Origin of the sequence: Amycolatopsis sp. NPDC058986 (assembly GCF_042741125.1) — a bacterium.
Classification (GTDB): domain Bacteria; phylum Actinomycetota; class Actinomycetes; order Mycobacteriales; family Pseudonocardiaceae; genus Amycolatopsis.
In genome coordinates this window covers 56410-73614 of record NZ_JBHYJW010000027.1, presented here as the reverse complement: position 1 = coordinate 73614, position 17205 = coordinate 56410, and the positions used below count along the sequence as shown (strand labels likewise).

At 70.1% G+C, this 17205-nt stretch carries 17 protein-coding genes; 15 read left to right on the top strand and 2 right to left on the bottom strand.

Annotation, left to right across the window (positions count from 1 at the left end; genetic code table 11):
• Positions 1-29: 29 nt before the first annotated feature.
• The 4 genes from ACFW0G_RS23715 to purH all read left to right on the top strand — a co-directional run bounded on the left by ACFW0G_RS23715 (position 30) and on the right by purH (position 4913).
• Positions 30-854, top strand: a complete 825-nt coding sequence (locus ACFW0G_RS23715) for a DUF5336 domain-containing protein (RefSeq protein ID WP_378327551.1) — start codon at positions 30-32, stop codon at positions 852-854.
• Between the two features lie 171 nt (positions 855-1025).
• Positions 1026-2669, top strand: a complete 1644-nt coding sequence (locus tag ACFW0G_RS23710; RefSeq protein ID WP_378327550.1) for a DUF6350 family protein — start codon at positions 1026-1028, stop codon at positions 2667-2669.
• Between the two features lie 74 nt (positions 2670-2743).
• Positions 2744-3361, top strand: a complete 618-nt coding sequence (gene purN / locus ACFW0G_RS23705; RefSeq protein WP_378327591.1) for a phosphoribosylglycinamide formyltransferase — start codon at positions 2744-2746, stop codon at positions 3359-3361.
• On the top strand, positions 3351-4913 hold the full coding sequence (gene purH / locus ACFW0G_RS23700; protein WP_378327549.1) for a bifunctional phosphoribosylaminoimidazolecarboxamide formyltransferase/IMP cyclohydrolase: 1563 nt from the start codon (positions 3351-3353) through the stop codon (positions 4911-4913). Before purN ends, purH begins: the two co-directional genes overlap by 11 nt.
• Before the next feature lie 189 nt (positions 4914-5102).
• Here the strand turns inward: purH and ACFW0G_RS23695 are convergent, their stop codons facing one another.
• Entirely contained in the window at positions 5103-5972 is an 870-nt protein-coding gene (locus ACFW0G_RS23695) for an acetylxylan esterase (RefSeq protein WP_378327548.1), read from the bottom strand.
• 236 nt (positions 5973-6208) lie between these two features.
• Here ACFW0G_RS23695 and ACFW0G_RS23690 point away from each other — a divergent pair, with 236 nt between their 5' ends.
• Positions 6209-7135: an aminoglycoside phosphotransferase family protein gene (locus tag ACFW0G_RS23690; RefSeq protein WP_378327547.1), complete on the top strand. Its 927-nt coding sequence runs from the start codon at positions 6209-6211 to the stop codon at positions 7133-7135.
• A 3-nt stretch (positions 7136-7138) separates the two neighbouring features.
• Here the strand turns inward: ACFW0G_RS23690 and ACFW0G_RS23685 are convergent, their stop codons facing one another.
• Complete coding sequence (locus ACFW0G_RS23685; RefSeq protein WP_378327546.1) at positions 7139-7807, bottom strand: isochorismatase family protein; 669 nt, start codon at positions 7805-7807, stop codon at positions 7139-7141.
• Positions 7808-7900: 93 nt separating this feature from the next.
• Between ACFW0G_RS23685 and ACFW0G_RS23680 the strand changes: the two genes are divergently transcribed.
• From ACFW0G_RS23680 to ACFW0G_RS23635, 10 genes are all read left to right on the top strand, one after another.
• Entirely contained in the window at positions 7901-8050 is a 150-nt protein-coding gene (locus tag ACFW0G_RS23680; protein WP_378327545.1) for a hypothetical protein, read from the top strand.
• Entirely contained in the window at positions 8008-8187 is a 180-nt protein-coding gene (locus ACFW0G_RS23675) for a hypothetical protein (RefSeq protein ID WP_378327544.1), read from the top strand. The genes ACFW0G_RS23680 and ACFW0G_RS23675 overlap by 43 nt, the downstream gene beginning before the upstream one ends.
• Positions 8188-8285: 98 nt before the next feature.
• Complete coding sequence (locus tag ACFW0G_RS23670; protein WP_378327543.1) at positions 8286-8840, top strand: hypothetical protein; 555 nt, start codon at positions 8286-8288, stop codon at positions 8838-8840.
• 142 nt (positions 8841-8982) lie between these two features.
• Positions 8983-9513, top strand: coding sequence for a pyridoxamine 5'-phosphate oxidase family protein (locus ACFW0G_RS23665; protein ID WP_378327542.1), 531 nt, complete (start codon positions 8983-8985; stop codon positions 9511-9513).
• 180 nt (positions 9514-9693) lie between these two features.
• On the top strand, positions 9694-10284 hold the full coding sequence (locus ACFW0G_RS23660; RefSeq protein ID WP_378327541.1) for a TetR/AcrR family transcriptional regulator: 591 nt from the start codon (positions 9694-9696) through the stop codon (positions 10282-10284).
• Between the two features lie 110 nt (positions 10285-10394).
• On the top strand, positions 10395-11129 hold the full coding sequence (locus ACFW0G_RS23655; protein WP_378327540.1) for an SDR family NAD(P)-dependent oxidoreductase: 735 nt from the start codon (positions 10395-10397) through the stop codon (positions 11127-11129).
• Positions 11130-11403: 274 nt separating this feature from the next.
• Positions 11404-12132 carry a hypothetical protein gene (locus tag ACFW0G_RS23650; RefSeq protein ID WP_378327539.1) on the top strand — a complete coding sequence of 243 codons (729 nt, stop codon included), beginning with the start codon at positions 11404-11406 and terminating at the stop codon, positions 12130-12132.
• A 20-nt stretch (positions 12133-12152) separates the two neighbouring features.
• Positions 12153-13712: a DNA polymerase Y family protein gene (locus tag ACFW0G_RS23645; RefSeq protein ID WP_378327590.1), complete on the top strand. Its 1560-nt coding sequence runs from the start codon at positions 12153-12155 to the stop codon at positions 13710-13712.
• A 2-nt stretch (positions 13713-13714) separates the two neighbouring features.
• Positions 13715-13861 carry a hypothetical protein gene (locus tag ACFW0G_RS23640; protein WP_378327538.1) on the top strand — a complete coding sequence of 49 codons (147 nt, stop codon included), beginning with the start codon at positions 13715-13717 and terminating at the stop codon, positions 13859-13861.
• A 4-nt stretch (positions 13862-13865) separates the two neighbouring features.
• Entirely contained in the window at positions 13866-17204 is a 3339-nt protein-coding gene (locus ACFW0G_RS23635) for an error-prone DNA polymerase (protein WP_378327537.1), read from the top strand.
• The last annotated feature ends 1 nt before the right edge of the window (position 17205 follow it).

The window sequence follows — 17205 nt, the reverse complement described above, 5'->3', positions numbered from 1 at the left end:
GTTGCCGGTCAAGCGACAGGAGAGCATCGATGACCTTCCCCAGTGGTGGGCCTGGCTACCCCCAGCAGGGTGGCGGCCAGCAGCCGCCCCACACCCCGCCCCACTCGGGCGCCTTCCCGCCGCAGGCGCCCCCGCAGGCTCCGCCGCCCGCGGCGCCGGGCGCCGCGATCCCGCAGAACCTGCCGATGCTGCTGTCCCTCGCCGTGACCGTGCTCGGCGTCGTGCAGTACTTCATCGGCTTCTCCGACGAAGCGAGCGTCGTCGGACAGGAGACGCTTTTCCTCCTCGTCGGCGGTCTGCTCGCCGCGCTGTACGTGCTGCCGAAGGGCCCGAAGGCGCTGCCGTTCGCCGCGCTGTTCAGCCTGCTCGGCGCGTTCGAGACGCTGGACGAGATCATCGGCGTTCGCGAAGGGGTCTCCGTCCCCGGCATCGTCACGGTGATCTTCATCCTCGGCATCCTGCAGATGCTCCTCGCGGTCGGCGCGTTGCTGCTCGCGCACGACGTCATCAAGCCGCCCGCGCCGAAGCCCGCCGCGCCGCAGAGCCAGTACGGCCCGCAGTTCGGCCAGCCCGGCCAGCAGGGGACGAGCCAGTTCGGCCAGCCAGCGCCGCAGCAGCAGTACGGGCAGCAGCAGCCGGGCCAGCAGGCACCGCAGGGGCCGGTGGCCGCAGCCGGTGAGCCCTCCGCGCCGTTCTCGCAGCCGACGACCTTCTCGCCGCCCGCCATGCCGCCGACCCAGCAGGCCACGACCTACGCGCCGCAGCAGGGCCAGTTCTTCCAGCAGCCCTCCTCGGGCGAGCAGGGACAGCAGAACCCGGGCACTCCGCCCGGCGGGTTCGGCAAGCAGAGCTGAGCCACCGACCGGCAACACCTCGCACCCACTGTGACTCCCGCTCCGGCGGTGTCACAGTGGGTGTTGGTCTTTCGGGGCTTTTGCCCCGACCGGGTGGGTTAGGTTCGCCACGCCCCGGAAGGGCGGCGTGGCTCACCCGGACGGACCAGTCCGGATGTCAGGGTGGCGATCATGGAGCTGCTCACCCGACCCGAACGCCCGCCGGGCGACGAGCCGGTGAGCGACCCCGAGCCCGACGCGGTCACTGGAGCCAAGCGGGTGCGGGTGTTGCTCGCCGCCGCGCTCGGCCCGCTGGTCATCGGCTATGCCGTGGTCGCCACGCTGCTCGCGCTCGTCACGCTGACCGCGGAGCGCGCGACGTTCTCCGCCGCCGGCTCCCTGCTCGCCGCGGGCCCCGGCTGGCTCGCCGCGCACCAGGTGCGGCTCGACATCGGCGGTCACCCACTCGGGGCACTGCCCCTGCTGCCCACCCTCGGCGTGGTGCTGCTGGCGATGCGCGCGGGATCCCGCGCCGCGCGGCGGCTCGGCTGCCGGAGCACGCACCGGGCGGTGCCGGTGATCGCCGTGATCGCCGGCGCGCACGCCGTTTTCGGCCTGACCATCGCGGTGCTTTCGCTCGGCGCTCCGGTGTCCGCGAATCCGTTCACCGCGTTCGTGGTGCCCGGCCTGTTCGGCGGGCTGTCCGCGACGATCGGCGTCGTCCGCCGCTGCGGTCTGCCGGGCATCGTGCGCGACCGTCTCGACCCGCTCGCCGTGCGCGGGCTCCGCGCCGGCGCGCTCGGCCTCGCCGCGCTGGTGCTCGGCGGGGCGCTCGTGTTCGCCCTCGCCACCGCGCTTTCGGCGTCCACAGTGGACAAGCTGTTCGCGCCGGGCGCCGGGAGCAGTTTCGGTCTCTTCCTGCTCTCGCTGCTCTACCTGCCCAACGCGGTCGTGGCCGCGCTGTCGTTCATGACCGGTCCGGGGTTCTCCATCGGCACGGCTTCGGCGGGCATCTTCGGGTCTTCCGGCGGGCCCGTGCCGGGCTTGCCGCTGCTCGGTGGCGTGCCCGAGCACCACGCGGGCTGGTGGTCCGTGCTGCTCGTCCTGCCCGCGCTCGCCGGTGGGCTCGTCGGCTGGTCGGTCCGCCGGATCGACGAGGACCCCGCGGCACGCGTGCGCACCGTCGCCATCGCGGGTGCGCTGGTCGGCTTCGGCTGCGTCGTACTCGGCACCCTCGCCGGCGGCCGGCTCGCCGACGGGCCGTTCGACCCGGTGAGCATCCCGGTCGGCGTGGCCTCGATCGTGGCCTTCTGCTGGATCGTCATCCCCGGCGGATTCGTGACCTTCTTCGCCGGGGCGCACGCTCCGGCCCGGCCGCCCGCGGAACTCGACGAGGACCTGCCCGACGTCGACACCGACGAGGTGGCAGACGAGGCCGCCGAAGCGGAAGAGCCAGAGGAGCCCGAAGCGTCCGAAGAGGACGGTGACGAGGCCGAAGACGCCGAAGCTGAGGACACCGACGGTGCGAACGGACCGTTCGCACCACCCGAAGGCCCCCTACCAGACAGCCTAGAGGTGGGGGACGACGATAACGGGGCGGCCGAGTCGGACGGCGGGGAAGCTCGGGCCGAGATCGAGTACGACGCCGAGTACGACGAGGAATTCGACGCCGAGGCCGAAGCGGAACTCGGTCTCGAGCGGCCCGAGGACATCGCCGTGGACCAGGCACTCGACCAGGTCGTGGACGAGCCCGCGCCGAAGGCGGAGGAGCCGGGACCTGTGACGGAGTCCACCGAGGGGTCCGGCGACGACACGTCCCCGGGAGCCGACCGTTAGGGTTGACGCGACCTGCTGAAGCGCCGTGCGCCCGGGGCGCACCGCCGAGCAAGGAGCCCGTTCTGGCCAGCCGCTTGGACCTGCCCACTCCGGTGAAGATCGTCGTGCTCGCCTCCGGATCGGGCACGCTGCTGCAAGCGCTGCTGGACGCCGCCGGCCGGTCCGGCTACCCCGCGAAGATCGTCGCCGTCGGCGCCGACCGCCTCGGCATCGAGGCGCTGGCCAGGGCCGAGCGCGCGGGCGTCCCGTCGTTCACCGTGCGGGTCGCCGACCATCCCGACCGCGCCGCGTGGGACAAGGCACTGACTGAGGCCACCGCCGCCTACCAGCCCGACCTGGTCGTCTCGGCCGGGTTCATGAAGATCCTCGGCGCCGAGTTCCTCGGCCGCTTCGCGGTGGTGAACACGCATCCGGCGCTGCTGCCGTCCTTCCCCGGCATGCACGCGGTGCGCGACGCGCTCGCCGCAGGCGTCCGCGTCACCGGGTCGACCGTGCACTTCGCGGACGCCGGGGTGGACACCGGGCCGATCATCGCGCAGGAGGCGGTGACCGTGGAGCCCGGCGACGGCGAAGACGTCCTGCACGAGCGGATCAAGGCCGTGGAACGCAGGCTCCTGGTGGAAACAATCGAGCGGCTGGGCCGTGGTGGCTGCACTATCGACGGACGAAAGGTGACTTTTCGTGAGCACTGACCAAGGACGGCGCCCCATCCGCCGGGCACTGATCGGCGTCTCGGACAAGGCCGGCCTGCTCGAACTCGCCACCGGGCTGCACGCGGCGGGCGTGGAGATCGTGTCGACCGGCGGCACCGCCAAGGTCATCGCGAACGCCGGCGTCCCGGTCACCCCGGTCGACCAGGTCACCGGCTTCCCCGAGTCGCTCGACGGCCGGGTCAAGACGCTCCACCCGCGCGTGCACGCCGGGCTGCTCGCCGACCAGGACAACGCCGACCACGTCGACCAGCTGCGCAAGCTCGAAATCGCGCCGTTCGACCTGCTCGTGGTCAACCTGTACCCGTTCACCCAGACGGTCGCCTCCGGCGCGAGCCCCGAGGACTGCGTCGAGAACATCGACATCGGCGGCCCTGCCATGGTGCGCGCCGCCGCGAAGAACCACGGCAGCGTCGCGGTCGTTGTCGATCCGGCCCGCTACGAATGGGTTCTGGAGCGCGTCGCCGAAGGCGGCTTCGACCTCAACGACCGCAAGCGGCTCGCGGCGCAGGCCTACGCGCACACCGCGGCGTACGACACGGCGGTCGCGTCCTGGTTCGCCAACGTCTACGCGCCGGCCGACGACTCCGGCTTCCCCGACTTCACCGGCGCCACCTGGGAACGCGCGGACGTCCTGCGCTACGGCGAGAACCCGCACCAGAAGGCCGCGCTCTACCGGCACCACCGGCCCGGCCTCGCGCACGCCGAGCAGCTGCACGGCAAGGCCATGTCGTACAACAACTACGTCGACACCGACGCCGCGCGCCGCGCCGCCTTCGACTTCGCCGAACCCGCCGTCGCGATCATCAAGCACGCCAACCCGTGCGGCATCGCGGTCGGCGTCGACGTCGCCGAAGCCCACCGCAAGGCCCACGCGTGCGACCCGGTCTCCGCGTACGGCGGCGTGATCGCCACGAACCGGCCGGTCAGCCGCGAGGCCGCCGAGCAGATCGCCGAGGTGTTCACCGAGGTCGTGCTCGCCCCGAGCTTCGATCCGGAGGCGCTGGAGATCCTGCAGCGCAAGAAGAACGTGCGGCTGCTGAAGCTGCCGGTGCTCGAGAACCCGGACCCGATCGAGTTCCGGCCGATCTCCGGCGGACTGCTGGTGCAGACCGTCGACGCGATCGACGCCCCCGGCGACTCCCCGGCGAACTGGCAGCTTGCCACTGGCGCGCCCGCCGACGAGCAGACCCTGGCCGACCTGGAGTTCGCGTGGCGCTCGCTGCGTGCGGTGAAGTCCAACGCGATCCTGCTCGCGCACGACCGCGCCACGGTCGGCGTCGGCATGGGCCAGGTCAACCGCGTCGACTCCTCGCGGCTCGCGGTGTCGCGGGCGGGGGACCGGGCCAAGGGCTCGGTCGGCGCGTCCGACGCGTTCTTCCCGTTCCCGGACGGCCTCGAGGTGCTCATCGAGGCCGGTGTCCGCGCGGTGGTGCAGCCCGGCGGGTCGATCCGCGACCCCGAGGTCATCGCCGCCGCCGAGGCCGCCGGGATCACCCTGTACCTCACCGGCACCCGCCACTTCGCTCACTGAGCCCCTGACCTCGCTGACCTGCCGCGCGCGGTGGATGTCCAGCAGCGGAGGCGAGACGATGAGGTAGTCCTGGCCACCGAGGATGAACTTCTCACTCGTTTACAAATTTCCCATCACTCCGCCTATACCTCGTCTCCCGCGCCGCCCTTTGGTGTTAGCCCCCTAAACCCTAATCCCCGGCGGGTCGGGTCAGGAGCCGGGGACGGCCTCGGCCTTCTTGTTGCGCCGGACGCTCGACCACGCCTGGTCGTTGCACAGCTGACAGCTCGACGCCGGGCCGAAGAACACCGGCCTCGCCTGTTCGTCGCCCATCAGCCAGAAGCGGAACCACGCGGTGATCGCGCCACGGAAGCCACCGCCGTCGCCGACCGGCGTGAAGTGCGTGGCACCCGCCAGTTCGCCATAGATCGCCGGGATCTGCGTTGCCTGGTTGTAACGGGGGATCACCAGCAGCGGCGGCGAGACGATGATGTCGGCCTGGCCACCGAGGATGAACATCGGGCTGTGCAGCGCGCCGATGCTGCCCTGCGGGCCCGGCTCGATCGGGATCGTCGCCGAGATCCGCGCGTCGGCCCCCGCCGCGATCGCTCCACCACCGCCCTGCGAATGCCCGGTAGCGCCGACATGCGCGGTGTCGATCTTCTGGTAGTACTTGCTGCCCGCACGGCCGTTCTCCGCGATGAGCGTGGTGGCGCCGTCGAGCATTTCCCGCCCCGACCCGGAGTTCGTCGTGTTCGCCGCGGCGACGACGAACCCGTGCGACGCGAGATGCCGCAGCAGCCCGGCGTAGATCGGCGGCGTCGCGCCGGTGCCGTTGCCCCACACGATCACCGGATGCTTCAAGCCGTTCTCGCCGAGCGCGGTGGGCCGGTACACGGTGTGGGCCGCGTCCAAGGCCTCGGTCGTGACCGGGAACGGACCCGGATCGGCCCAATGCCCGTCGACGAGGGGAAAACCGGTCTGCGAGCCGGACGCGGCCGGAGCCGTGAGCAGCCCGACCGCGGTGACGATCGCGAGGAGCCCGGACCACCACCGGACCCGGCGAAGCCTGCCTGCCATGCCATCACTCCTTTGTGACGCGGATGCGGACCAGCCCATGATCGCGCGGTGACCGGCTCGTCACCGTTGGGAACCGGCTCAATGTTCGCCCGGTCCGGTCGTGACGGAGCACAGCGGCCGGGCTTGATCGAATTCGGGTACCGTCGGTGACATGCTTTGACGCCTGCCCGGCAGCCGGGCACCCCCAGCACTCCTTCGTGCCACCACCGAATCGGAAGCCACGAAGGAGAACCCCCATGAACACGTCGATGCCCATCGACGTCCCCCACGCACTGGCCGCGATACACGACAAGAGCGAAAGCGGCCGCGCGTGGCTCGCCGCGCTGCCCCGGCAGGCGGACGAGTTCCTCGAACGCTGGGCGCTGCGCCCGGACGGCCCCACCGCCCACGGCATGGCCTCGCTCGTCGTGCCGGTTACCCGCGCCGACGGCATCCGCGCCGTGCTCAAGCTCCAGCAGCCCAGCGAGGAGAACGAGGGCGCTCCGCTGGGCCTGCGGACCTGGAACGGCGACGGCATCGTCCAGCTGCTCGACCACGACGAAGACACCGGCGTCATGCTGCTGGAACGGCTCGACGAGACCCGCCCGCTGTCTTCCGTGCCCGACGACGGCGACGCCATCCGCATCCTGGCGGAGCTGCTGGCCCGGCTCGTCGCCGTGCCCGCGCCGGAAGGACTCCGGCGGCTCGCCGACGTCGCCGCAGCCATGCTGGTGCAGACACCGCAAGCGGTTCCGGCGTTGCGCGATCCGGACGAGCAGCGCCTGGTGCTCACGTGTGCGTCCGCCGTCGCCGAGTTGCTCGGCGAACCCGGCGACCGCCTGCTGCACTGGGATCTGCACTACGACAACATCCTCGCCGGGCACCGGGAACCGTGGCTGGCCATCGACCCCGAGCCGCTCGCCGGCGACCCCGGTTTCGATCTGCTGCCCGCGCTGGACAACCGCTGGGACGAGGTGCTCGCGACCGGGGACGCGCCCCGCGCGGTGCTCCGCCGTTTCGACCTGCTGACCGAGGCGCTGGACCTCGACCGGCTGCGAGCGACCGGCTGGACGCTCGGGCGCGTGCTGCAGAACGCCTTGTGGGACATCGAAGACGGCAAGACCATGCTGGAACCTGCTCAGGTCGTCATCGCGAAAACCTTGCTGCGTAAGCGAAAGGTGTGATCGTCAGGCAGCCTCGTTGAGCATTGTGAGCACCTCCTCGGTGGACCGGACGTCACCGAACGACCGGTAGATGGTGTGGAGCGTGGCGTTGTGCTCTTCGTCGCGCGAGGCCGCGTTGGCGTCCGCGACCATGACGACTCGCAGGCCGAGGGTGCTCGCGTCGCGAGCCGAGGATTCGCAGCACACATTGGTGACGGTGCCGGTGATCAGCACGGTGTCGATTCCGCGCTGTGCCAGCGAATCCGGTAACGAGCACCGGCCGGGGAAGAACGCGCTGGCCGCGGACTTCTCGGCCAGTACATCGGCCTCGTGCACGCGGAGGCCCGGCCAGAGCCGTGTCGCGGGTGGCCCCGTGCCGCCCGCGACACGGTAGCGCTCGGCCACTTCCTGGCCGTGGAACTCTTCGGCGGCCGGCCTCCGTTCCGTCGACGGCACCACCCACGCGACCGTCCCGCCCGCCCGGCGGAGGGTGTCCGCGAGACGGCCGATGGCGGGCACGATGCCCCGGCAGTACGGGTTTCCGTGCACGAAGAACGGGATCATGTCGACGACTACCAGCGCGGTCCGCCCGGGAACGAGCCGGGGGAACGCGAAACGCCTGCCACGACGGGCCTCGTGCCGGGCGTACTCCCGGGGCTCGATCCGCCACGCGTGCTGCTTGCCGATGTCCACGCGGCGGACTGTAGCCGGGCGCACCGACAGAAACGCGCCGGATCCGGCGTCGAGCGGGATGACGGACGGTGGGGTCCGTTCTAGATTCGGGCCATGGAAATCTCCGAGCAGATCGTGGTTCCCGCGGACGCCGAGCGCACCTGGCGGCTGGTCACCGCGCCCGGGAACTTCCAGCGGTGGTACGCCGCTTCGCTTTCCGTTTGCTGCTGCCGGAACCCGGTGACCTGGTCGACATCGCGATGACTCCGGCGGAAGGGGGAGCGCAGGTACGGATCACCGAAAGCGGCACGCTGGCCGACGCCGGGACGAGCGCCATGGCCTGGCGCAATTCGCTGTCGCTGCTCCGGGAACTCGCGAGTTCGGGCGATGCCGATCTGTGATCCTCCCGAGGGGCAACCAATCGTGCCCTCCGATCGTCTTCGGTCGGTGAGAGGGTGGCAGGGGGCCACCCGAAAGTCCTTGAGGGGGAAGGAAAACAATGCGAAGAGGCATTCGCTTCCTGGTCGCCGGTATCGCCGCGGCCACAGTCACGACGCTGGTTTCGGGGGCTGCGGCCGAGGCCACGCAGCAGTCACGCGTGGCACGGGCGCAGGCGTCGGAAACACTGGGGCCGGACGGCTACAAGGCCGTCAAACTGGGGATGTCCGAGGAGGAGGCCGTCGCCACCGGCGAACTGATCCGGCGCACCGACGTGCCTTCAACGGAGTACTGCGGCTGGTATGCACTGAAGGACTGGCCGGGTGGTCCTGGGGCCGAAGGGGCGGGCGTGGTCGTCTCGCCCACCTACGGTGTGGTGGCGATCTGGGCCTATCCGAGCGTCCAGACCCCGGAAGGGATCGGCCTGGGTTCCACGGTGTCCGAGGTCAAGGCGGCTTACCCGGACTACGAGGAGGGCGAGCAGTACCACGGTGGCCGGGCGCCGGTGCCGGGGGGAGCCGAAGGTTCCTTGTACCGGTTCGGGCGTTTCGACGGCGACAACGGCCGGATCACCAGAATGTTCCTGCAGGCTCCGAGGCAGGACTGCTACGAATAACCGGCGTCCCGCCTGAACGGAATGCGACGGGTGTGCCGCCCGGTTCCCTCCGGCGGCACACCCGTTCCCGACGCGACGACACTCGGGAAGAATTCGCCGGTTCCCGGTGTCGATCCGGGCTCGTCCCGTTCGACGCACTGGTATGACTGACACTGCTTTCGAGCCGGCCTCGACCACCAACCTCGACCGATACGGGTCCGCGGAGCTGCCGTGGAGCCGTCCGCGCGACGTCCTCGTCAACGACACCCCCAAGGCCGATCTGACCTTCTTCCTGGCCACCGTGCGGCCCGACGGGCGGCCGCATTCGGCGGGCGTCGGGGCTTTGTGGCTGGACGACGCGCTGTACTTCACGAGCGGGCCCGGCACCCGCAAGTCACGCAACCTGGCCGCCAACCCGGCCTGCAGCGTGTCGGTGCGCCTGCGCGGCATCGACCTGGTGCTCGACGGCGAGGCCCGCCGGATCACCGATCCGTCCACTTTGGAGCGAGCGGCGGGCGTCTACCGCACGGGTGGCTGGCCGGTTTCGGCGATGAGCGACGGTTTCACGGCCCCCTACAGCGCGCCGAGCGCGGGTCCCGCGCCGTGGCACCTCTACCGCCTTACCCTGCACACCGCCGTCGGTGTGGCCACCGCCGAGCCCTACGGCGCCACCCGCTGGGACTTCCGGCGCTGAACCACCGCGCTGTGACTGTCAGCCGCAGACGACTGTCAGTTCGGCGGTGCTCGCTGACACCGCGTCGCGGCGGCTGGCTGGTCGGCGGCCCACGGTTACGTCCGACGCGCCGTGGGGACGCGGCAGCCATCCCCGCGACGATGCTGGACCGACCGGTCCACTATAGGTAGTATCGGCTCCGTGCCACGTCCGCGACAGTTCGATGAAGAGCGCGTGCTGTCGGCTGTGCAGGCGGCGTTTTGGGACAACGGGTACGCGGGCACGTCGCTCGAAGATCTCCTGCTGGCCAGCGGACTCGGCAAGGGGAGCCTGTACGGAGCGTTCGGAGACAAGAAGAGCTTGTTCTTGCGCGTGCTGCGCAAGTATGACGAGGCCAATGATCAAATGCTGCGTAGGTGGCTTGAGCAAGCCGAGCGCGGCGTCGATGTAATCCGGGGTTTCGTGACCGGGCCCGTGCGTGATCCCAGTGGCGAGCAGGCTCGTCGGGGTTGTCTGCTCGCCAACACCGCGATGGAACTGTCGGTGAGCACCGCTGAGGTGGCCGCGGAGGCGCGGCGCAGCTACGCCTCGACCACTGCCGTGCTGACCGACGCGGTACGACGAGCGCAGCGCGAGGGCGACGTCGCGCCCCGCCTCGACCCGGACGTCACCGCACGTGCGGTGCTGGCCGGTCAGCTTGGGCTAATCGTGCTCGGTCGAGTCGGTCAGGATCCGGCTGCATTGCTGGCCATGGCCGAGGCTCTGCTCGACGGCCTGCTGCCTGCGTTCTGAACACTCCTGTCGCAGTGGTGTACGGCACAGCGCCGCGCAGGTTATTGACCGTGCGGTCCATATAGGGAATGTTATGGACTGCACGGTCAATAATCTGGATGGGAGCTGTCATGAAGGCGCTGGAGGACAAGGTCGCGGTCGTGACCGGGGCGAACGCGGGTATTGGGCTGGCGATCACGCGGGCCTATCGCGCCGAGGGGGCGAGGGTGTTCGCCGTCGGTCGTCGCCAGGCGCAGCTCGACGAGGTCGAGGCCGAACTCGGCCCCGAGGTCACCGGGATTCGCTGCGACGTAGGTCGACTTGAAGACCTCGACGAGCTCTATGCGACCGTCGCCGAGCAGGCGGGCCGGATCGATGTCCTGGTGGCCAACGCGGGGATCGGGATCGCTGCCCCGCTGGGCGAGATCACCGAAGAGCAGTTCGACGCCATGTTCACCACCAACGTCAAGGGCTCGCTGTTCACCGTGCAGAAGGCGTTGCCGCTGCTGTCGCCGGGGGCGTCGATCATCCTCACCGGGTCGACGGCGGTCTCGCGCCCCCAGTCCTACCTGCCTGTGTACGGGGCGACCAAGGCCGCGATCCGCAATCTGGTTCGCGGGTTCGCCCACGACGCCGGGGCGCGTCAGTACCGGATCAACGTGCTCTCGCCCGGCGGTACCCGCACGCAGGGCTTGCAAGACCTGGTCTCACCCGACGAGCTCGCCGCCGTCGGGGCGTCGGTTCCGCTCGGCCGATTGGCCGAGCCAGAGGAAATCGCCGCGGCGGCTGTCTTCCTCGCCTCCGACGCGTCCAGCTATGTCAACGGCTCCGAACTCGCCGTGGACGGCGGCTTCGCCCAGGTCTGAGGCACGCAGGCACACCACGTCGCACCAGCCGCGGACGAACCATCCGCCGTCCGCGTCGGCAACTCGCGTTGACAAACGTCAAGTACCGCTGTCCGTCGCACCTCGCTTGACAACCGGCGCGGATCCGGGTTGACTGAATACGTCGAACAGGTGTTCGACATGTTGGGAGAGTGCAACACCGAGTGAAGCCGCCTTCCCCGCGGCATCCGTTGTCCTCCTGCCACGTTTCCGGGCGTGGCGGGCGGGCACGTGTCCGCAGTGGGGAGGTGCAGCAGTGACGGCCGTGGTGGAAACGCCGGTCGCGCCCGTGGCGCGGCTCGCGGCACTGCCCGGAGTGAGCACGGCCAGCCGTGCGCAGGCGAGAACGCCGGGAAGGGTGCTCCCGGTCTCTCCTGCCCTGGCCGATCTCCTCCCCGCCACAGGGCTCCGGCGCGGGAGCACCGTGGCAGTGCACGGATCGACCTCATTGCTGCTCGCCCTGCTCGCCGGGGCCACCGCCGCCGGGTCGTGGGCGGCGGTGGTCGGCGTGCCTTCACTCGGGCTGGCCGCGGCGGACGAGCTCGGGGTGGACCTGTCCCGCCTCGCGCTCGTCCCCCGGCCCGGCACGGAGTTCGCCGCGGTGGTGGCGGCCCTGCTCGACGGGGTCGATCTCGTCGTGGCCAACGGGAACGCGGTGCCGCCCGCGGTGGCGCGCCGGTTGTCCACCCGGGCCCGGCACCGGGGCGCGGTGCTGCTCTCCCTCGGCCCCTGGCCGGGAGCCGAGGTGGAGCTCTCGAGCAGCCGTGACCGCTGGCAGGGGCTGGCCGGCGGTCACGGCTCCCTGCAGGCGCGGCGGATGTCGGTGCGGGCGTGGGGCCGGGGCGCGGCGGCCCGCCCGGCATCGGCGGAGCTGCTGCTGCCGGGGCCAGGGGGTGACGTCGTCCGTACGGACACGGCGGCAGCGGTCCCGGCGGCAGTGTCTTCGGGGGTGTCCTCGGGGATGTGCGAGGAGGCCACCGGATGACCGGCCCGCTGCCCGCCCGGATGCTGGTGCTGTGGTGCCCCGACTGGCCCGCGGTCGCCGCGGCCGCCACCGCCGGGATACCGGTGGCCCGGCCGGTCGCGGTGTTCTCGGCGAACCGGGTCGTCGCCTGTTCCGCCGTGGCGCGGACCAGGGGGGTGCGCCGGGGAATGCGGCGGCGCGAGGCGCAGTCCCGCTGCCCGGACCTCGCCGTGTTCGGCGCGGACGAGGGCCGCGACGCCCGGCTCTTCGAAGCCGTGGCACGAGCGGTCGAGGAACTGGTGGTCGGCGTCGAGGTGGTACGGCCCGGCGTCGTCGCGGTCCCGGTTTCCGGGGCGGCGGGCTACTTCGGCGGGGAACACCGGCTCGTCGAGACGCTGGTCGACAAGGTGGCCGCGGACGCGGGCGTGGAGTGCCAGGTCGGCGTTTCCGAGGGGCTCTTCGCCGCGACTCTCGCCGCCCGCCACGGTGAGCTGGTCGAGGCCGGTCGTGGCGCGGAGTTCCTGGCACCGCTGCCCATCCGGGAGCTGGACCAGCCGGACACCGAGCGTGCCGAGCTGGTCGATCTGCTCGGCAGGCTCGGCCTGCGGACGCTCGGCGCCTTCGCTGAACTCGCCGAGCGGGATGTGGCCTCCCGGTTCGGGCTCGCCGGAGTGCTCGCGCACCGGCTTGCCCGCGGGCGGTCCGAACGCCCGCCGCTGCGCCGTACGCCGTCCCCGGAGCTGGCGTTGCCGGAGACCTTCGACCCGCCACTGGACCGGATCGACGTCGCCGCGTTCCGGGCCAAGGGACTCGGCGAGAAGTTCCACGCCCGCCTCGCCGATCGCGGGCTCGCCTGCACCCGGCTCGGCATCTACGCCACCACCGAGGAAGGCGAACAGCTCGGCCGGGTGTGGCGCTGCGCCGAACCGCTGACTCCGCACGGCGTCGCCGACAGGGTGCGCTGGCAGTTCGAGAGCTGGCTGCGTGCCGCGCCGGGAGAACGTCCGACAGCGGGGGTGGAACGGCTGCTGCTGGAGCCGGAAGAACTCGTCGAAGGACGCTCCCTGCAACTCGGGTTGTGGCGGGGCAAGGCCGGTGGCTTCACGGGTTTGGAGGAGGACGACGCCGTCGCCACCGAGCGGGCGGGCCGGGCGTTCGCCAGGATCCAGGGCCTGCTCGGCCCGGAAGGGGTGCTCACCGCCGTTCTCGACGGCGGCTTCGGCCCGGCCGATCGGGTCCGGAACGTGCCGTGGGGCGACCGGCACGAGCCGAGCCCGGCGGACGGCCGCTGGGACGAGAAGATGCCTTCGATATCTCCCGCGACAGTACTGGAACAGCCTTTGCCCGCACAGGTTGTGGACGAAACGGGCCGGGCAGTGGGGATCACCGCGCGGCTGTGCGTCACCGCCACGCCACACAGGATCAGCTTTTCCACTGGTACCAGGGAAATCATCGATTGGGCGCTGCTACCCGCCGGCACCAGGGGTGCCCGTGTCCAGCTGCTGCTCGCCGGCGATCGGAACGAGGGTGAAGAGGCCGTGCTGGTGCGGTGCTCGGGTACCGAAAATCCCGTGTGGACAGTGGAAGGGATGTACGACTGACCATGGACGAAGAACACCGGAGGAGCATGCGGGACCGGCTGCGGGCGGAGCCGGGGATACCCCCGCAGCGACAGGTCCGGGACCTCCCCGAGGACTTCGTGCCGTCGCTGCCGATTCCCGTACCCCGGGTTTCCCCGGAGAACTGGTGATCCGATGAGCTGGAACAACCCGCCGGTCCCCTGGAAGGATCTCGCCGGCGCGCTCTCGGGGGCACAGCTGGGCGATGTCACCGGGGAATGGGGCGGTCGCGGGGAGAACCGGCAGCGGCCGAAAGACCCGCCGCCCCTGAGAGGCGTCGAAGACGCGGGGAGCGGGGTCCGGATTCCTTATGCCGAACTGCACTGTCACTCCAACTTCAGCTTCCTCGACGGGGCAAGTCATCCGGAGGAGCTGGTGGAGGAAGCCGCCCGGCTCGGGCTGGACGCGATCGCGATCACCGACCACGACGGCATGTACGGAGCGGTGCGGTTCGCCGAAGCGGCGAAGGAACTCGGCATGGCCACGGTGTACGGCGCGGAGCTGAGCATCGGGCTTTCCGGGCCACAGAACGGGATCGCCGACCCCGAAGGTGAGCACCTCCTGGTACTGGCCAGGGAGGCCACGGGATATCGCAGCCTCTGCCGGGCGATCACCGCGGGCCAGCTGCACGGATACGACAGAACGGATGTCTCGCCGGATTTCCGTGCGGAGAAGGGGCGGCCGGTCTACCAGCTGGAGGCGGTCGCCGAAGAGGTGGCGGGAAACTGTGTCGTACTCACCGGGTGCCGCAAGGGGCCGGTGCGTTCGGCGCTGGTCGAGGAGGGGCCCGCGGCGGCGGCCGCGCGCCTGGTGGAGCTCATCGACCTTTTCGGCAAGGACAACGTCTATGTCGAACTGACCTATCACGGGTTACCGCGTGACTGTATGTACAACGATCTCCTCACGGAGATGGCGCGGGAGTACGGGGTGCCGACGGTGGCCACGACTGGTGCTCACTATCCCTGGCCGGAAAGGGGAAAGCTGGCCGAAGCGCTGGCGGCGATCCGGGCCCGGCGGAGTATCGAGGAGATGGAAGGCTGGCTGCTGCCGGCCACGACGGCGTTCCTGCGTTCGGGTGCGGAGATGGCGAAGCTCTTCGAACGCTATCCCGGTGCGGTGCAACGCTCGGCGCTGCTGGGGCAGGAGTGCGCCTTCGACCTCGAACTGCTCGAACCGAAACTGCCGCCGTTCGAGGTTCCCTCCGGTGCGACCGAGGCGACGCATTTGCGTGATCTCACCTACGCGGGCGCGGAGAAGTACTTCAAGGGCAAGGACTACGAGGACAGGGCGTATCGTCAGATCAAGCACGAGCTGGCGATCATCGAGGAACTGGGGTTTCCCGGCTACTTCCTGATCGTGCACGATATCGTCGATTTCTGCCGCCGCAACGACATCATGTGTCAAGGACGTGGATCGGCGGCGAATTCGGCGGTCTGTTACGCGCTGGGGATCACCAAGGTCGACTCGGTTCGCTACAATCTGCTCTTCGAACGGTTTCTCGCTCCGGACCGTGACGGTTATCCGGACATCGATCTCGACATCGAATCGGATCGCCGTGAGGAAGCCATTCAGCACGTCTACCGGAAGTACGGCCGGTTGCGCACCGCTCAGGTCGCGAACGTGATCACCTACCGCGCGCGCTCGGCGGTGCGCGACGCCGCGCGTGCGCTGGGGTACGCACCCGGGCAACAGGACGCCTGGAGCAAGCAGATCGACCGCTGGGGTGCGTTGCACGACACCGAGAAAGACCACGACCACGACATCCCGGAAGAGGTCGTCCAGCTCGCCTACGCACTCGAAGACTTCCCGCGGCATCTCGGAATCCACTCCGGCGGGATGGTGATCTGTGACGAGCCGGTGAGCCAGGTGTGCCCCATCGAATGGGCAAGGATGGAGAACCGCAGTGTGCTGCAGTGGGAGAAAGACGACTGTGCCGCGGCGAAATTGGTCAAGTTCGACCTGCTCGGTCTCGGCATGCTCTCCGCGCTGCACTACATGCTCGACCTGGTCCGGGAATACAAAGGCTTGGAAATCGACCTCGCCGAACTGGACCTCGAAGACAGGAACATCTATGAAATGCTGCACCGTGCCGATGCGATCGGTGTGTTCCAGGTGGAGAGCAGGGCCCAGCTGGCCACGCTGCCGCGGCTGAAACCGGATGACTTCTACGAACTCGCCGTCGAAGTGGCCTTGATCCGGCCGGGGCCGATCCAAGGTGGCTCAGTACACCCGTACATCCGCCGTAAGAGCAAAAAGGAGGAGGTGAAGTACGACCACCCGCTCCTGAAGAAGGCGCTCGAGAAAACCCTCGGTGTGCCGCTGTTCCAGGAGCAGATGATGCAGATCGCCCTCGACGTCGCGGACTTCACCGCCGCCGAGGCCGACCAGTTGCGGCACGCGATGGGCGCCAAACGGTCCGAGAAGAAGATGGAGCGGCTGCGGCGGCGGTTCCTCGACGGCGCGACCGCGAAGGGCGTCGAACCCGAACTCGCGGAGCAGATCTTCGGCAAGCTCAAGGCGTTCTCGAACTTCGGCTTCCCGGAAAGCCACGCGCTGAGCTTCGCGCATCTGGTGTTTTCCAGTGCCTACTTCAAGTTCTATCATCCGGACGCGTTCTGCGCCGGCCTGCTGCGCGCGCAGCCCATGGGGTTCTACTCGCCGCAGTCGCTCGTGGCCGACGCGCGGCGGCACGGGGTCGTCGTGCACGGTCCGGACATCAACCGCAGCCTGCCCCACGCGACGCTGGAACCCTTGCCGGACGGGGGAGAACTGCACGCCGTCCGTACCGGGCTCGGCACGGTACGCACGATCGGCGAGGAACTGGCCAAGACGATCGTGGCCGAGCGCGTGGACGGCGGTCCGTTCGCGAGCATGTCCGATCTCGCGCGGCGCGTGCGGCTGACCCGCCCACAGGTCGAAGCGCTGGCCACGGCCGGGGCGTTCGCCTGCTTCGACCTCGAACGCCGTGAGGCGCTCTGGGCGGCGGGCGCGGCCGCCGAGGACCGCCCGGAGAAACTCCCCGGCACCTCGGCCGGCGTCCACGCCCCCACCCTCCCCGGAATGTCCGAAATGGACACCGCGGCCGCGGACGTCTGGGCGACGGGGCTGTCCCCGGACAGCTTCCCGACCCAGTTCATCCGTGACCGGCTCGACGAACTCGGCGTGCTTTCGGCCGAGCGGCTGGCGAAGCACGGGCACGGCAGCCACGTCCTGGTGGGCGGCGCGGTGACGCATCGCCAGCGGCCGGGGACCGCGGGCGGGATCACCTTCCTCAATCTCGAAGACGAGACCGGCATGGTCAACGTCGTCTGCACCCGCCACGTCTGGCAGCGTTATCACCGGGTGGCCCGGTCCAGTTCCGCGCTGCTGGTCCACGGCATGGTGGAGAAGGTCGACGGGGTGATCAACGTGCTCGCCGAACGGTTCGAGCCGCTGCCGATGCGGATCCCGTCGAAATCCCGGGACTTCCGCTGAC